A 16,016-nucleotide genomic window follows, 5' to 3' on the forward strand; every position below is an offset into this window, starting at 1 on the left:
TCCAATTAGGTTAGCCTTACCTTCATTCCACGAACAAGTACCGCCGCCCGCACGTCGGCTGACGAAGCCGCAGGGGCAGCCGAGGAGACCGTCATGGCCCCATCCGCCCCACCGGACACCGCTTCCCCGCCGGACACCGCTCCTCCGCCCGCCCCGGTCGAGAACACCGGAGCGACCGGACAGCGCGACGCCCTGGGCAGGCTGATCGCCCCGGTCCGGGGACGGCTCGTCGCCGGAGCCGCCTGCCAGGCCGCGGGCGCCGTGGCGGCGGTGGTGCCGTACGTCTGCATCGGCGAGCTGGCGCGGACACTGCTGAGCACCCCGCCGGACCACGACCGGGTGTGGACGGTGGTCCTGGTGGCGGCAGCCGCGTTCGTGGCGCGGTTCGCGCTGGTCGGCGCCGCCGGTGCGATCAGCCACCACGCGGACACCGACCTCGGCCTCGACATCCGCACCCGGCTGGCCCGACGGCTCGGCCGGGTGCCGCTCGGCTGGTTCGGACGGCACTCCGGCGGTCAGATCAAGACCGCCGTACAGGACGAGGTGTCCGCGCTGCACACCCTGGTGGCGCACGCCGCCAACGACTTCGCTGCCGCCGCGATCACCCCCCTGGCCGTGCTGGGCTGTCTGTTCTGGGCGGACTGGCGACTGGCGCTGATCTCGCTCACGCCGGTGCTGTTCTTCGTCGTCGCCTACGCGCGCATCACCCGTGGCTACGGCGAGCAGATGAGCGCCTATGTCGCCGCACTCGGGCGGATCAACGCGGCGGCGGTGGAGTTCGTGCGGGGCATCGCCGTGGTCAAGGCGTTCGGGCAGGCCCGGCGGGCGCACGCCCGGTTCCTGCGGGAGACGGACGCGTTCGCGGCGGCGTTCCTCGCGTGGACCGCGCCCATGCTGCGGCCGTTCGCGATCGCCACGGCGGCCGTGTCGGGCCCCACCATGCTGCTGGTGATCCTGGGCGCCGGGCTCGGCTTCGTCGCGGCGGGCTGGTGCTCGGCCGTCGATCTGATCCCCTTCGTGGTGCTCGGCATCGGGCTGGCCGGTCCCCTGCTGAACCTGGAGCACTCGGCCTCGGCCCTCCAGCTGGCGCGCGGCGCCGCCGGGAACATCACCGCGCTGCTCGACACGGCGACCCTCCCCGAGCCCGGCGAGCCGAAGGAACCGGCCGGTTCACGCGTGGAACTGCGGGACGTGTCGTTCGCCTACGACCACCGCGCCCCCGTCCTCGACCATGTCGACCTGGTCCTCGAACCCGGCACGGTGACCGCGCTCGTCGGACCGTCCGGCGCGGGCAAGTCGACGCTCGCCGGACTGCTCCCCCGCTTCGCCGACCCCGGCTCCGGGTCCGTCCTGCTCGGCGGGACCGATCTGCGCGACATTCCCGCCGAGGTGCTCTACCAGCACATCGGGTTCGTCCTCCAGGACGTCGGACTGCTGCGCGCGAGCCTGCACGAGAACATCGCCCTGGCCCGCCCCGGCGCCACCCGCGAGCAGGTCGTCGCGGCGGCCCGCGCGGCACGGGTCCACGAGGTGATCACCGCCCTGCCACGCGGCTACGACACGGTGGTGGGCGAGGACGGGCACCTGTCCGGCGGCGAGGCGCAGCGGGTCACCATCGCGCGCGCCCTGCTGGCCGACGCTCCGGTGCTGGTGCTGGACGAGGCGACCTCCTGGGCCGACCCGGAGTCGGAGGCCGCGATCCAGGACGCGCTCTCCCGCCTGGCGCGGGGCCGCACGGTCCTGGTGATCGCGCACCGGCTGTCCACCGTGACCGGCGCCGACCAGATCCTCGTACTGGACGCGGGACGCGTGGTCGAACGCGGGCGCCACGACGAACTCCTGGCCCTCGACGGCCGTTACGCGCGGTTGTGGGCCGCGCAGTCCGCATCCGGGACCGACGCCGGGGAGGCGACCTCGTGATCCGTCGACTGGGACTCCTGCTCGGCGCCGAGGGCCGGGGCGCGTACCGCCGCTATCTGGCCGCGCTGTTCGGCTACAACATCCTCCAGGGCGCCGCCTACGTCCTGCTGGTGCCGGTGCTGCGCGACCTGCTGCGCGCTGAAACGGCCGACGCGGCACGGTGGTTCGCCCTGCTCGCCGTGGTCGTGGTCGCCGGCTGGCTGGTGTCGTACACCGCGCAGCAACTCGGCTTCCGGCTCGGCCATCTGCTCGCGCGCACCCTGCACCACCGGCTCGGCGACCATCTCGCGGAGCTGCCCATCGGCTGGTTCACCGGCGACCGGGTCGGCGGTGTCGGGCAGCTGACCAGCAAGGGCGTCATCGACATCATGGGGCTGCCCGCGCACATGCTCCAGCCACTGGTGTCGGCCGCCGTCACCCCGCTCACCGTGGTCGTGGGGACACTGCTCTTCGACTGGCGGCTCGGACTGTGCGCCCTGGTCACGGTGCCGGGCGTGTTCGCGGTCTTCGCGTGGGCCGCGCGGCGCGCCGCGGAGGTGGACGACGAGCTGCACCGCAACGGCGCCGAGGCGGCCGACCGGATCGTGGAGTACGCCCGGCTGCAGCCGGTGCTGCGCTCGACCGGCCGGACCCGTGCGGGCCACCGGCAGCTCATCGAGGCGCTGGCGGCCCAACATGCCGCACAGCGAAAGCAGTTGCTGCGCAGCCTGCCCGCGCTGGGCGCCAACGCCCTGACCGTGCAACTGGTGTTCACGGCACTCATCGTGGTCGGCGCCACCCTCGCGCTGCGCGATCCCGGCCGCACGCCCGAAGTGGTCGCCCTGCTCGCGCTGCTGGCCCGCTTCGCCGAACCCCTGGCCGCCTCCGCCGAGTACGGCGCCCTGCTGCGGGTCGCCCGCAACAGCCTCACCCGCATCAACGAGGTCCTGGACACCCCGCCCCTGCCCCACCCCGACACCCCCTCGGCCCTGTCCGGCCACCACATCGAGGCGGAGCACCTCACCTTCGCCCACTCCCCCGAGCGGCCCGTGCTCCGTGAGGTCGGCTTCACGGTGCCCGAGGGCACGACCACCGCCGTCGTCGGCCCCTCGGGCGCCGGGAAGACCACCTTGCTGTGGCTGCTCGCCCGGTTCCTCGACCTCGCTCCCGGCGACGGCACGATCCGCATCGGCGGCGTCGACCTGCGCGACCTCACCGCCGAACAGCGGGCCGCGCTGATCACCCCCGTCTTCCAGGACGTCTACCTCTTCGAGGGCAGCATCGCGGACAACATCCGCCTCGCCCGCCCCGACGCCACGGACGACCAGCTCGCCGAGGCCGCCCGGCTGGCCCGCGTGGACGAGATCGTCGCCCGGCTCCCCGACGGCTGGGACACCCAGGTCGGCGAGGGCGGCACCGCCCTGTCCGGCGGCGAGCGCCAGCGGGTCTCCGTCGCACGTGCCCTGCTCAAGCAGGCCCCGATCGTGCTCCTGGACGAGGCGACCGCCGCCGTCGACCCGGAGAACGAGGCCGCCATCACCGCCGCCCTCGCCGCGCTCACCACGACCCGCACCGTCCTCGTCGTCGCCCACCGGCTCACGACGGTCACCCGGGCCGACCAGATCCTGTTCCTGCACGAGGGCCGCATCGCGGAACGGGGCACGCACGCCGAACTGCTCGCGCTGGACGGCCGTTACGCGGCGTTCTGGCACCGGCGCCGACGGGCACGGGGCTGGCGTCTGGAGACCGGGGACGGAAGGGGTGGCGGCGACGCGGCCGGGAACGGGGCGGATGCCGGGGCCGGGGACGGGACGGATACCGGGGAGGCCACCGGGGACGGCGACACGGCCGGGGGCACGACCGGGGGCGGTGACAGCGCGGCTCCCGCAGGGGTCGGCCGGTAGCCGGAATCCGGCGCACCCGCAGGCTGTGAGACGGTAACGGGCATGGCAGCGACACCCGGCCGGCCTTCGCCCGCCCCCGCCTTCCGGCCCCGCAGGAACCCCAAGCCGAGACTGACACCGGACCGGGTGGTCGACACCGCGCTGCGACTCACCCGGGAACACGGGCTGGAGGGCTGGACCATCCGCCAGCTGGCCGCCGCCCTCGACACCTGGCCCAACACCATCGCGCACCACGTCGGCGACCGCGAGGCGCTGCGCCACGCGGTCGTGCAGCGCGTGGTCGAGATGATGCCCAACCCGCCCGCCGAGCTGGGCTGGCAGGACTGGTTCCGCGCGCTGCTCCACCCGGCCCGCGACATCATCGGCGCTCACCCCGGGGTCGCCCGCCGCCTCGCCCGCGACGGCGCCACCGTCCCCGCCGCGCTGCCCATCATGGACCGGGGCATCGGCCTGCTCACCACGGCGGGCTTCGGCGACCGTGCCCCGCTCGCCTACGCCGTCCTCCTCAACAACGCCGTCCTGCTCGTCGCCCTGGACGACGACCGCGCCCTCGCCGACCGCGACCGCGGCCAGGCCGCCGCCACCCTCATGGCGATGCCCCCGCCCGCGGACGCCGGCACCGGCTGGGCCTCCCTGCAGCCCTGGCTCCGGCAATGGGCCACCGACCCCGACACCAGCCGCCAGACCCTCTACCGCTACACGATCGAAGCCCTCCTCACCGGCCTCGCGGCCGACCTCGCCCACCGTCACGAGGGGCACGAGTGAGGGAGCCGGGCCGACTTCCGGTACCCCTGCACCGGGACCGACAGCGCTGGAGCACGGTGCGTGCGCGACGCAGCGTCCTCGGCGTCGTCCACAACATCACCTCCGCGACACGCCTGCTGGACCTGCTGTCCGTCTTCGACGGGGACACCCGGGTGCAGGTTCTTTTCACGCGCACGGGGTCTTCGGCGCTGGACGAGGGCACGGACGCCTTTCTCGCGGCACGGGGAATGCTGCAACTCCCCTGGGACGAGGCGATTTCCCAGCCTTTCGATCTGGCGATCGCGACAAATCGGGGCGGAAATCTTCACGACATACCGTTTCCGCTCGTTGGCGCACCGCACGGGGCGGGGTACAACAAACGCCTGTCTCGCCAGAAAATGAATGAGCATTCAGAGTCGGGAGCTTTTGGGCTCACGGATGAATGGCTCATGCATGACGGCCAGGTGATTCCCTCCGTCATCATCCTCTCTCACGCCGAACAGCTGAGTCGGCTCGCTGAAGGATGCCCACAAGCTCTCCCCCTGGCCCAGGTAGCAGGCGATCCGTGCCTGGACCAACTGAACGCCGGACTGCCCTTCCGCGAAAGCTACAGACAAGCCTTGGGCCTGCTCCCCGGGCAACGTCTGGTGGTCGTCTCCTCGACCTGGGGACCGGGCTCGATCCTGGACTCCCCGCATGCCGAGGTGCTGCGCCGCGCCCTCGCGGAACTCCCCGCCGAAGAATTCCGTGTTCTGGCCGCCGTACACCCCAATTCCTGGTTCGGACACGGCGCCTGGCAAATAAACATGTGGCTTGCCCCGCTTCTGGAAAGAGGCCTCCTCCTCCCTTCTCCAGAATCCGAAACCTGGAAGGCCGCCCTCTGTGCGGCCGATTTCCTCATCGGCGACACCGGATCGCTGACACTGTACGGAATGGAACTCGGCATTCCCTGCGTACTGGGCGCATTTCAGGAATCAGTCGTGGCCTCGGGATCTCCCATGGAGAGGCTGGGCAAAATCATCCCCCGGCTGCATCCCACACTCCCTCTGCTCGATCAGCTCACACGGGCCGCCCGTGTCCAGCAGAGCGACCCAGAACTCGCCGCGCTGCGCGGCAGCGTCACGTCGGAACCAGGGAGATCCGCCGCCCTCCTGCGCCGACTTCTCTACTCCCGGCTGCACATCCCCGAGCCCGCTCACCCTGCGACGACCCGCGCCATCCCCCTACCGTCGCAGCCCTCGGCCCACCCGCACCGATCACCCCACCTGCGGGCCATGCAGGTGACCACCCAGGTGAGTGCCACTGGCACCACACCGGCGGTATCCCTCCGGCGCTTCCCCAGTGGCCTTCGCGACATCCCGAGCACCCACCTGTCCGCCGATCCCGACGACCCGGATCGGCAGTGGCCCGCAGCGGCCGATGTGCTGGTGCTCTCACGCGAGAGATGCCCGCTTCCCGGGGAGTTGAAGTACTCGGACTTCAGCGGTCGGTTCCCGAGGTGTGGGGTGGTCGCTCTGGAGAAGGCCGACCGGGGCTGCGTGATCCTCTTCCCCGATGACACCCGCATGGGGGTGCGCTGGCTCGACCGTCCCGATTGGGCAGACTTCACCATCGCCGCATCAGCGATCTACGCATGGGCGCAGCACTCGCCCGAAGGGCATCGGCCGCTCGCTCCGGGGGTCCGGATCAGCATCAGGGCGGGCGAGGACCTGGCGCCGGCCCTATGCGAACTCACTGCCGGGCCCTGAGCCCTCCAGCCTGTCCCGCGCCTCGTCCGCGCGTCGGCTACGGGCCTCGATGAACAGGTCCCGCGCGCTCTCCCAGTCCACCGTCGCCCGAAGCACGTCGCCGAGTGCGCGGTAGAGATCGCCGCGCAGGAGATGAGCCGCGGCGAGGTTGTACTCGGACTCCGCCTTCGGCAGTTCCTCAAGGGCGGAATCGGCGGCCACAACCGCTTCCTCCAGCCGTCCGCAGACGCGCCGGTCCTCCGCGTACCTCAGCCAGCACTTGCCGATGTTGAGTGCGATGTCCTTGCCCTCACCGAGATGCTCGAAGTACCCCAGCGCCAACCGCAGGGCTTCTTCGGCGTCGTCGTGACGGCGCAGAGCGGTATAGGCGGCAGCACGGTGGTAGGCGAGCAGAGCGATGCCACGGGGATGGCTGATGCCGTCCAGGCTCTGGACCGCCTGGTCGAGGAGCGCAAGAGCAACCTGCGGGCGCTTCAATTTCAACTCCAGCAGACCGAGGCCCTCCAGCGCGCTCGACTGCGTGCGCCGCTCTCCCTCGCTCATGTCCGGCGCGCTGCGGCGCACCAGGCGCAGAGCCTCTTCGAAGTGCTCACGTGCCCGACCGACATCTGCCTCTTCGACGTTCCAGCGGTCCAGATACGCAAAGCCCAGTTGGTAGTGCATCCGGGCTTCGGCCATCAGGTCGCCGCAGCGCCGGGCTGCCGCGAGACCGATCTCATGTGACCGGATCCACTCGGCGTGGCTGGCCGTACGCAGATAGAAGCTCCACAAGCCCTGGCACAACCGCCATGCTTCGTCGTCCATGCCGATCTGGAAGGCAAGGAGCACGGCGGAGAGCAGTCCCGCGCGACAGCGAGAGAGATGATGTTCGACGGATGTCTCCCGCAGCGTGGCGAACTGCGTGTACCAGGCGTAGACGTTCATCGGGTCGTGCCGCCAGCGCGAGGAAAGTGCCGCCTCTCCGGACTCGGCCACGCTCAGCCAGTGGCGGACGATCCAGCCTGCCACCTCCTGCCACTGCGTACCGGCTATGTCTCCCGTCGCGATGGTCGCAACGTGGTCCCGGACCCGACGGTGCATCCGAAAGGTGGCGTCGCTCTCCCGCTTCACCAACTGTGCCGCTATCAGGCCGTCCACCGCGTCGCGGGCAGCGGCCGGTACTTCGTCCGGCATGAGCGCGAGCACGGTGTCCATCCTGAAGTCGACGTATGGCATGGCGTCGAGGCGCCGGTAGAGCCGGGCCGCACCCGGCGCGAGGCAGTGGTAGCCCAGATCAAGCACGTGAGGCGATCCCCTTGAGCCTGCGGCCAGTGCTGCTGCGAGCATCCCTGGAGTACCGGGCACCGCTGTCGTCAAGCAGCCTCTGATGACCCCGGCGTCCAAGGGCAGACGGGGCAACTTCCGGATGGCAAGGCGCAATTCCCTCGATCGCTGAGCGCTTGGAATTCCCTTGAAGGTCAGTTCGACGGTTTCCCCGTACGTCAGGGGCTCCACATCGATGGGCTGGAAGTCCAGTAGCGATTCCAGCCCCCGTGGCACTGTCTCTCCGGTCATCAGCAGAACGCAACTCGAGGAGTCAGGGAGCAACGGGCGCACTTGATCCAGCCCGGACACGTTCTCCAAGATGACCACCATCGGCCGACCTTGCACAAGTCGCCGTACCTCGGCGGCTTTCCGGTCGAGACCGGCGGGATGGTCGTCTCGCGGAGCGCCCAGTTCGTTGAGCCAGCGCTCAAGAATGGCATCGGGGTCGGCTGCTGACGCCCAGGCGTCCGGCGACAGGTCGGCGCGCAGAACGCCTTCCGGAAGCACATCCTGCCGGGACCGGACCCACCAGTGCAGCGCTGTGGACTTGCCTACACCTGATGGGCCGCGCAGAAACATCGCAGCCATCCGCTGCGCGGTGGTACACCGCGCCCAGTAGTCGTTCATCGAATCGAGCACGGTGGCGTTTCCGACAAGGTCGACACCATCCGGGGAGCTGACCAGGGGGCGGCCCAGCGAGTCGCGTCGCGCTCGTCGTGGATTCTCCGGCTCCACTCTGGCCAATGTGCGCCCTGCACCCACACCTCGACCGCGAAGCGCCACGAAGCGCCGTTTGCCCCACTGCCACACATCCTGGACGGCCAGTCCCACGAGGTAGTTCGCGCACACGAGCGCCAACGCCATTAATGCGGCTTCCACCGAATTCCCCCGTTCCGGACGTTCCGGTGGTCCGCGTCCGTCGAGAATGCGCGAGGGAAACCCCCTCCACCTTAAAGATATAGCGCAAGGGGGCCCTTGCGGCAAGGCCCCCTTCGTGGCTCAGAATGGGCGGCCGACGCCCGGAGTCGGGGCAAATCTGAGCTTTGCGATGTATGGACGCATTCGTTGGCGTCCGGGTGGCCGCACGGGCACCGATGGGGTGCCGGGTGGGCGGATGGGCCGTCTTGTGGGACAGGGGATTCATGGTTGACGTGATCGTGGTCGGCGGCGGGCCGACCGGTTTGATGCTGGCGGCCGAGCTGCGGCTGCACGGCGTGCGGACGGTCGTGCTGGAGAAGGCGGCGGAGCCGAGCTGGCAGTCGCGGGCGCTGGGGCTGCATGTGCGCAGTGTGGAGGTGATGGACCAGCGCGGGCTGCTCGACCGGTTCCTGGAGCTGGGGAAGAAGTTCCAGGTCGGCGGGCCGTTCGCGGGGTTCGCCGCGCCGTGGCCGCAGGGGGTGGACACCGCGCACCCGTACGGCCTGGCCATTCCGCAGGTCGTCACGGAGCGGCTGCTGGCCGAGCGCGCCGCCGAGCTGGGTGCCGACCTGCGGCGCGGGTCAGAGCTGGTGGGGCTGAGCCAGGACGAGGAGGGGGTGAGCGCGGAGCTGGCCGACGGCACCCGGCTGCGGGGGCGTTACCTCGTCGGCTGCGACGGTGGCCGCAGCCTGGTGCGCAAGCTGATCGGTGTCGGCTTCCCCGATGAACCCGCCACCGTCGAGACGCTGTTGGGCGAGATGGAGGCGACGGCGGAACCGGCGACGCTCGCCGCCGTGACGGCGGAGATCCGCAAGACCCAGCTCCGCTTCGGCGCGATGCCGCTCGGCGAGGGGACGTACCGGATCATCGTGCCGTCCGAGGGAGTGGCCGAGGACCGTACGGCGGCGCCGACACTGGAGGAGTTCAAGCAGCGGCTCCGGGAGCTGACCGGCACCGACTTCGGGGTGCACTCGCCGCGCTGGCTGTCCCGGTTCGGGGACGCCACCCGCCAGGCCGAGCGCTACCGGGTGGGCCGGGTACTGCTGGCCGGGGACGCGGCGCATGTCCATCCGCCGGTCGGCGGGCAGGGGCTCAACCTCGGCGTGCAGGACGCGTTCAACCTCGGCTGGAAGCTGGCCGCCGAGGTCAACGGCTGGGCTCCGGAAGGGCTGTTGGACACGTACCACGCCGAGCGTCACCCGGTGGCCGCACAGGTGCTCACCAACACCCGTGCGCAGTTCGTGCTGTTGCGGACCGACCCGGGCGTGGTGGCGCTGCGGGAGCTGTTCTCGGACCTGCTGGACTTCGAGGAGGTGAACCGGTACATCACCGAGATGATCACCGCGGTCGCGGTCCGCTACGGCCTCGGCGAGGGCCACCCACTGCTCGGCCGGCGCCTGCGGGACCTGCCGCTGAAGCGGGGACGGCTGTACGAACTCCTGCATGACGGACGGGGGTTGCTGCTCGACGGGACCGGCTCCCTGTCGGTGTCGGGCTGGGACAACCGGGTCGACCACGTCGTGGACGTGAGCGAGGACCTGGACACGCCCGCCGTACTCCTGCGGCCGGACGGACATGTGGCCTGGGTCGGGGACGAACAAGAGGAACTGGCGGGCCAGTTGGCGCGGTGGTTCGGTACGGCGGCGGCCCACTGAGCCGTGGCGGGGCGGCGTTCGGTGCCGATACGCCGACCGGCATCGACCGACGACGGCCCAGAGCCGCCCCGCGTCGCCACCCCGCCCGCACACTCCAGGACTGAACCGTCCGCCCGAGGGCAAGCGGGAGCCACCGGGCCGCAGCCACGGCCCGGTGGCTCCCGTACGGCCGGTCGGTCGTACGACGTGGCGTCGCCCGGGCTCCACGGCCCCCGTCGCCGTCGCTCGTGCGAGAGTCGCCGCAGGGATGCCGGACCCGAACCGGTCGAGGGAGGACGAGGCGTGCGGAGCGTGGGAGTGGAGGAGGAGCTTCTCCTGGTCGACGCGGAGACGGGTGAGCCCCGGTCCGTGTCGGCGGCGGTGCTGGCCTCGGCGGGCCGCGCGGCGGGGGCCGGGGAGGACCAGGTTTTCGAGCCCGAACTCCAGCGTCAGCAGCTGGAGTTCGCCACCCATCCGCAGACCCGCAGGGACGCGCTCGCGGCCGAGATCCGCCGTTTCCGTGCGGAGGCGGCGGACCACGCCGAACGCACCGGGGCCGCCGTGGCCGCGCTGGCCACCTCCCCGCTGCCGGTCAGCCCCACGCTGACCCCCGACCGGCGCTACCGCTGGATGGCGGAGCGCTTCGGGCTGACCGTCCAGGAACAGCTCACCTGCGGCTGCCATGTGCACGTCTCGGTGGACTCCGACGCGGAGGGCGTCGCCGTGCTCGACCGCATCCGCCCCTGGCTGCCCGTCCTGTTGGCGCTGAGCGCCAACTCCCCTTTCTGGCAAGGCCAGGACAGCGGATACGCCAGCTTCCGCAGCCAGGTGTGGGGGCGGTGGCCCTCCGCCGGACCGGCCGAGATCTTCGAGTCCGCCGAGCGGTATCACGCGCAGGTGCGGGACATGGTCGGCACCGGGGTCCTGCGGGACGACGGGATGATCTACTTCGACGCCCGTCTCTCCCGCCGGTACCCCACGGTCGAGATCAGGGTCGCGGACGTGTGCCTGGACGCGGACTCGACGGTCCTGCTGGCCGTGGTGACGCGCGCGCTGGTCGAGACGGCCGCCCGTGCCTGGCGGGCCGGGGAGCCTCCGGCCGGGCACGGCGTGGCACTGCTGCGGCTGGCCGCCTGGCAGGCCGCCCGCTACGGCCTCGAAGGCCCGCTGCTCCATCCCGGGACCATGCGTCCGGTCCCCGCCGAGACGGTGGTGCGGGCGCTGTACGACCATGTCCGCGACGCCCTGGACGACCACGGGGACGCCAAGGTCGCCGGGGACATCCTGTCGGGGCTGCTCCGGCACGGAAACGGCGCGATGACGCAGCGCGGCGTCCTGGAGCGGACCGGCAGTCTGCGGGACGTGGTGACCGAGTGCGCTCGGCTCACGCAGGCGGAGCGGGGTACGCGGCCGTGACCTCGTGACGGCACACGCGGCCCGGTGACAGCGCTGGGTACTCCGGCCGGGCCCCCGCTCAGGATGTCCCGGCGCGCACGATCACCACCGGGCAGGTCGCGTGGTGCGACAGATGCTGGCTGACCGAGCCGAGCAGCGCGCGGGCGAACCCGCCCCGCCCCCGGCTGCCCACCACCAGCGCCTCGGCCCCCTCGGCCGCCCGCAGCAGCACGTCGGGGGCGTTGCCGTGCACCAGGTGCATCTCCACCGCGCCGTAGCCCTCGCCGCCGAGCACTTCGGTCAGCTCGCGCCGCATCCGGTCGCGGGCCTCCTCGGCGTCGACGTCCATGTCCACGGCGGGCGCCGACCAGCCGTACAGCCCCGGCAGCTCCCACACGGCGATCGCCTCCACGGTGCCGCCGAGCAGACCGGCGTAGCGCATGGCCCAGCGCAGGGCGGCGTACGAGGACGGCGACCCGTCGATGCCGACGACGACCCTCGGCCTGGAGACACCCTCGTCCATCTGTCACACCTCTCGCCCGACCGGTCGCGCTCTCCTCTCCACGCTGCGTGAGGCGTCGCCGCACCGCCAGAGATGGACCTCCGAGCGCATGACGGACACGCCCGTTCGGCGGAGCGCGGCGTCGGCCGGGCGCCGGCCTTCGTGTACGGCACACTCATCCGGGACTCGTCATCACCCATTCCGTCTCACGCTCCTTACGCGAACGGCACCTCCGTCAAGTCGGCGCCGTGCGGGGCCACAACGACTCTCACCTGCGTCAACGGCCTTGTGCGGCGAGCCCGTTGAGGTCACTGCTTGGCCATCGCTTTCCCATACGTTGACCACATGTTCACCACCCACCCCTGATGCATCACGCCGTCCCGGGCGGAGAGTGATCGGCGGCCCGCGGTTCCACCCGGGCCGCCGTCGTTCCGGAGTGCTTCTCTCGCTCAAGAAGGGGCAAAAATGGCCGAGTTGACTCGTCGTAGAGTCCTGGGTTCGGCCGCGGGCGCGCTGGGCGCCGCCGCGGCGATCTCCCTCCTCCCGCCGAGCGTCCAGAAGGCCGTGGCCGCCGAGCCGCCCAGGCGCGGTTCGCTGCGCGACATCGAGCACGTCGTCCTGCTGATGCAGGAGAACCGGTCTTTCGACCACTACTTCGGCACGCTCTCGGGGGTCCGGGGCTTCGCCGACCGGCACGCCCTCACGCTGGACGACGGCAGATCCGTCTTCTACCAGCCGGACACCGAGAACCCGAAGGGGTACTTACTCCCCTTCCATCTCGACACCCACACGTCGAGCGCCCAGGCCATCCCGTCCACCAGTCACGCCTGGTCCGTGCAGCACCAGGCGTGGAACAACGGCAAGATGGACCAGTGGCTGCCCGCCCACCGCAAGGCCGACGGCGTCAACGGCCCCTATGTGATGGGGTATTACACGCGCGAGGACATCCCGTTCCAGTTCGCGCTCGCCGAGACCTTCACGGTCTGCGACAACTACTTCTGCTCGGTGATGGGGCCGACCTGGCCCAACCGGCTGATGTGGATGACCGGTTCGATCGACCCGTCCGGCCAGAACGGCGGCCCGGTCATCAGCAACAAGGCGCCGTCGCCCTATCGCTGGACGACGTACGCCGAACGGCTCCAGGCCGCCGGGGTCAGCTGGAAGGTGTACCAGCAGGACGACGACTACGGCTGCAACCTGCTGGAGCAGTTCGCCGCCTTCCGTGACGCGCAGCCCGGTTCGGAGCTGTACGAGCGGGGGATGCGTCCGCAGCCCGAGGGCACCTTCGAGGACGACGCCCGCAACGACCGGCTCCCGGCGGTGAGCTGGATCATCCCGACGAGCACCCAGTCCGAGCACCCGGACTATCTCCCCGCGGCCGGGGCCGACTTCGTCGCCTCGAAGATCGAGGCCATCGCGTCCAACCCGAAGGTGTGGCGCAAGACCGCCTTCATCCTCAACTACGACGAGAACGACGGCCTGTTCGACCATGTGGCCCCGCCGACCCCGCCTGCGGGCACGCCGGACGAGTTCGTCCAGGGGCTGCCGATCGGGGGCGGCTTCCGGGTGCCGGCCATCGTCATATCGCCCTGGACCGTCGGCGGCTGGGTCGCGTCCGAGGCGTTCGACCACACCTCGGCGCTGCAGTTCCTGGAGCGGTTCACCGGGGTCGAGGAGCCGAACATCAGCGCCTGGCGCCGGGAGACCTTCGGCGACCTGACGACCGCCTTCCGCTTCCGTGACAGCCATCGCCGCCCGCCCCGGCTGCCCGACGACACGGCGGAGCAGCTGGAGAAGGCGAAGGAAGAGGTGGCGACGCTGCCCGAGCCCACGCTTCCCGGCGAGGAGCAGACGTTCCCGCGCCAGGAGCGGGGGCGCCGCCCGCATGTGTGACCGCTCCATGCTCGACCGCCCCATGCGTGACGCCCACATGTGCGGCCCGCACGCGTGCGACGCCCCCATACAGGCCGCCCACATGTGTCACGACTACATGTGTCACACCCATACGTGACGACCACGACGCGTTCCGGGCGGCTCCCGCCGTCCGGAACGCGTCCCCACGTCCGCACATCCACGCGCCCGCACACCGACCACCCCGTCACCCAGCCGACCGCAGCCCCGGCAGCGTCAGCTGCCACCAGTCCCCCACCCGGTCGTTCACGGTCGCCGCACCCTCCAGCGCCTCGGTCAGCGAGCACAGCCCGAAGAACGCGCGGACCAGCGCGCGGGCGGCCTGGGCGGGCCGCACATGGGTGGCCAGATCACCCGAGACCCGTGCCTGGGCGAGCAGCCGCGTGACGGCGGCGGTCCACAGCGCGAAGGGGTCGGGGAGCGTGGCGTTGATGGTGTCGCGCTCGGCCCACAGCCGGGCGCCCGCGCGGGTCACGGGGTCCTCGGCCAGGGCCCGGGCGATCTCGTAGCTGAGGCCGACGAGCCGGTCCATCGGCGGAACCGCCTCGTCGGCGTAGCGCGGGGCCAGCTCCGGCCAGCTGGCGAACCGGTCCTGGACGACGGCGAGGGCGATGCCCTCCTTGCTGGCGTAGTGGAAGTAGATGGAGCCGCTCGTACGGCCCGATCTGGCACTTATGTCGTTCACGCTGGTGCCCGCGTAGCCGCGTTCGGCGAAGAGTCCGGCTGCCGCTTCCAGGAGTGCTCTGCGGGTAACCCTGGCCCGTTCCTGCAACGTCCCGTCCACCCTCGCTCAGCCTGCGTGACTGCGGAGAATGTAGTGCGCCCGCGTGCGCCCGGAGCACCCGACGGCCATACTCGCGCGGTTATTGCGTATTTCTTTCGAGGATGAACGCCGACGAGTGGCAATGGGCCCGATCCGCCGCCCTTTCGGCACCCGGCCCCCGCCCGACGGCTCCGGCGCGACAGCCGGACACCACGAGCTGAACATGCCTCAACTCTCCTCGAAACAGGTCACTTTGAGGGCCGACACCCCCACCGCTCCGCACACCGCTCCCCCACGCCCCATACACCTCACCACCCGCCCCCGTCGATAACTCCTTGTAGTCATTGTGTGACTCTCGGGCGCGAAAATAACGTAACGGCTGCGATGTTTCCGTTTGGTCATGGAAGACCAGGAATGCCGCATTCGCCGCGCTCAGGCTTCGCCGAGCAGGCACACATTCCCGGCACGACCGGCACGCGGGACACCGCCAGACCGACACCGCGGCCATGCCGCGCGCGACTGCTCGCTCCCCAGGAGACCACTGTGACCACCACGGCCCATCCCCTCTTCAACTGGTCCCCCGATGCCGTCGTCTTCGACTGCGACGGCACCCTGATGGACAGCGAACGTCACTGGCAGGACGCCCGTGGCCAGGCGTTCCGGGACTTCGGACTCCGCGCCCCCTCGGGGTTCGCGGAGCAGGCCAAGGGCGTGCACTACGCCGACTGCGGGCGACTCATGGCCGAGTCGGTGCACAAGCCCGAGCTGACCGCCGACCTCACGGCCGCCCTCCTCCGCCACTTCCTGGCCCTCGTCGCCGACGACCCGGTGACGATGCCGGGCGCGGTCGAGCTGGTGCGCTCGCTCTCCGGCCGGCTGCCGCTCGCGGTGGCCAGCAACTGCCCGGTGGAGGTGGTGGAGGGCAGCCTCGAACGGGCGGGGCTGCGGGCGCACTTCCAGCACATCGTCGTACCGTCCGCAGGACCGGAGAGCGGCACGGTACGCCCCAAGCCCTGGCCGGACGTGTACGCCACCGCTGTCCGCCTCTGCGGTGTCGACCCCGCCCGCGCGCTGGCCGTCGAGGACTCCCTGACCGGCATGGAGTCGGCACGCCGGGCCGGACTGCGGGTCGTCGGGCTCGGCCCCCGCCCGCACGGTGAGCAGGCGGAACACGCCGACCTGTGGGTTCCGGCCCTGCACAGCCCCGACCTGCTGGGCTGGGCCGACTCCTGGTCGGTCCGGGCATCGGGCGGCGACATCGAATAGCCCGCGCGGCCCGCTGGACAGCCGGCC

11 protein-coding genes are annotated in these 16,016 nt (G+C 71.1%); 8 read left to right on the forward strand and 3 right to left on the reverse strand.

Going from position 1 to position 16,016, the window contains the following annotated elements:
* Window positions 1-93 precede the first annotated feature (93 nt).
* Genes B079_RS0113290 through B079_RS35185 form a run of 4 tightly spaced genes read left to right on the forward strand, consistent with a single transcriptional unit; the run spans window position 94 to window position 6,295 of the window.
* Complete coding sequence (locus tag B079_RS0113290; protein ID WP_018546301.1) at window positions 94-1,920, forward strand: ABC transporter ATP-binding protein; 1,827 nt, start codon at window positions 94-96, stop codon at window positions 1,918-1,920.
* Complete coding sequence (locus B079_RS0113295; protein WP_106432316.1) at window positions 1,917-3,803, forward strand: ABC transporter ATP-binding protein; 1,887 nt, start codon at window positions 1,917-1,919, stop codon at window positions 3,801-3,803. Before B079_RS0113290 ends, B079_RS0113295 begins: the two co-directional genes overlap by 4 nt.
* A 42-nt stretch (window positions 3,804-3,845) precedes the next feature.
* The gene (locus B079_RS0113300) at window positions 3,846-4,568 is read left to right on the forward strand and encodes a TetR/AcrR family transcriptional regulator (protein WP_026248652.1); all 723 of its coding nucleotides are present in this window, start codon (window positions 3,846-3,848) and stop codon (window positions 4,566-4,568) included.
* Window positions 4,569-4,624: 56 nt separating this feature from the next.
* Window positions 4,625-6,295 carry a hypothetical protein gene (locus B079_RS35185; RefSeq protein WP_158684979.1) on the forward strand — a complete coding sequence of 557 codons (1,671 nt, stop codon included), beginning with the start codon at window positions 4,625-4,627 and terminating at the stop codon, window positions 6,293-6,295.
* Here the strand turns inward: B079_RS35185 and B079_RS31975 are convergent.
* Window positions 6,269-8,479 carry a tetratricopeptide repeat protein gene (locus B079_RS31975; protein ID WP_158684981.1) on the reverse strand — a complete coding sequence of 737 codons (2,211 nt, stop codon included), beginning with the start codon at window positions 8,477-8,479 and terminating at the stop codon, window positions 6,269-6,271. The genes B079_RS35185 and B079_RS31975 overlap by 27 nt on opposite strands.
* Window positions 8,480-8,742: 263 nt before the next feature.
* Between B079_RS31975 and rox the strand changes: the two genes are divergently transcribed.
* Both rox and B079_RS0113330 read left to right on the forward strand, forming a co-directional pair.
* Window positions 8,743-10,173: a rifampin monooxygenase gene (gene rox / locus B079_RS0113325; protein ID WP_026248654.1), complete on the forward strand. Its 1,431-nt coding sequence runs from the start codon at window positions 8,743-8,745 to the stop codon at window positions 10,171-10,173.
* A 282-nt stretch (window positions 10,174-10,455) separates the two neighbouring features.
* Window positions 10,456-11,568 (forward strand): glutamate--cysteine ligase, encoded by a 1,113-nt coding sequence (locus B079_RS0113330; protein WP_026248655.1) that lies wholly within the window; start codon window positions 10,456-10,458, stop codon window positions 11,566-11,568.
* 58 nt (window positions 11,569-11,626) lie between these two features.
* On the opposite strand, the gene B079_RS0113335 is transcribed toward B079_RS0113330, so the two are convergent.
* Window positions 11,627-12,070, reverse strand: a complete 444-nt coding sequence (locus B079_RS0113335; RefSeq protein WP_018546309.1) for a universal stress protein — start codon at window positions 12,068-12,070, stop codon at window positions 11,627-11,629.
* Window positions 12,071-12,514: 444 nt separating this feature from the next.
* On the opposite strand from B079_RS0113335, the gene B079_RS0113340 reads away from it, so the two are divergent.
* On the forward strand, window positions 12,515-13,942 hold the full coding sequence (locus tag B079_RS0113340) for a phosphocholine-specific phospholipase C (RefSeq protein ID WP_018546310.1): 1,428 nt from the start codon (window positions 12,515-12,517) through the stop codon (window positions 13,940-13,942).
* A gap of 205 nt (window positions 13,943-14,147) precedes the next feature.
* On the opposite strand, the gene B079_RS0113350 is transcribed toward B079_RS0113340, so the two are convergent.
* The gene (locus B079_RS0113350; protein WP_199779906.1) at window positions 14,148-14,744 is read right to left on the reverse strand and encodes a ScbR family autoregulator-binding transcription factor; all 597 of its coding nucleotides are present in this window, start codon (window positions 14,742-14,744) and stop codon (window positions 14,148-14,150) included.
* A 522-nt stretch (window positions 14,745-15,266) separates the two neighbouring features.
* Between B079_RS0113350 and B079_RS0113355 the strand changes: the two genes are divergently transcribed.
* The gene (locus B079_RS0113355) at window positions 15,267-15,989 is read left to right on the forward strand and encodes an HAD family hydrolase (protein ID WP_018546313.1); all 723 of its coding nucleotides are present in this window, start codon (window positions 15,267-15,269) and stop codon (window positions 15,987-15,989) included.
* The last annotated feature ends 27 nt before the right edge of the window (window positions 15,990-16,016 follow it).

The sequence above is a fragment of the Streptomyces sp. LaPpAH-108 genome, from assembly GCF_000373625.1.
Taxonomy (GTDB): domain Bacteria; phylum Actinomycetota; class Actinomycetes; order Streptomycetales; family Streptomycetaceae; genus Streptomyces.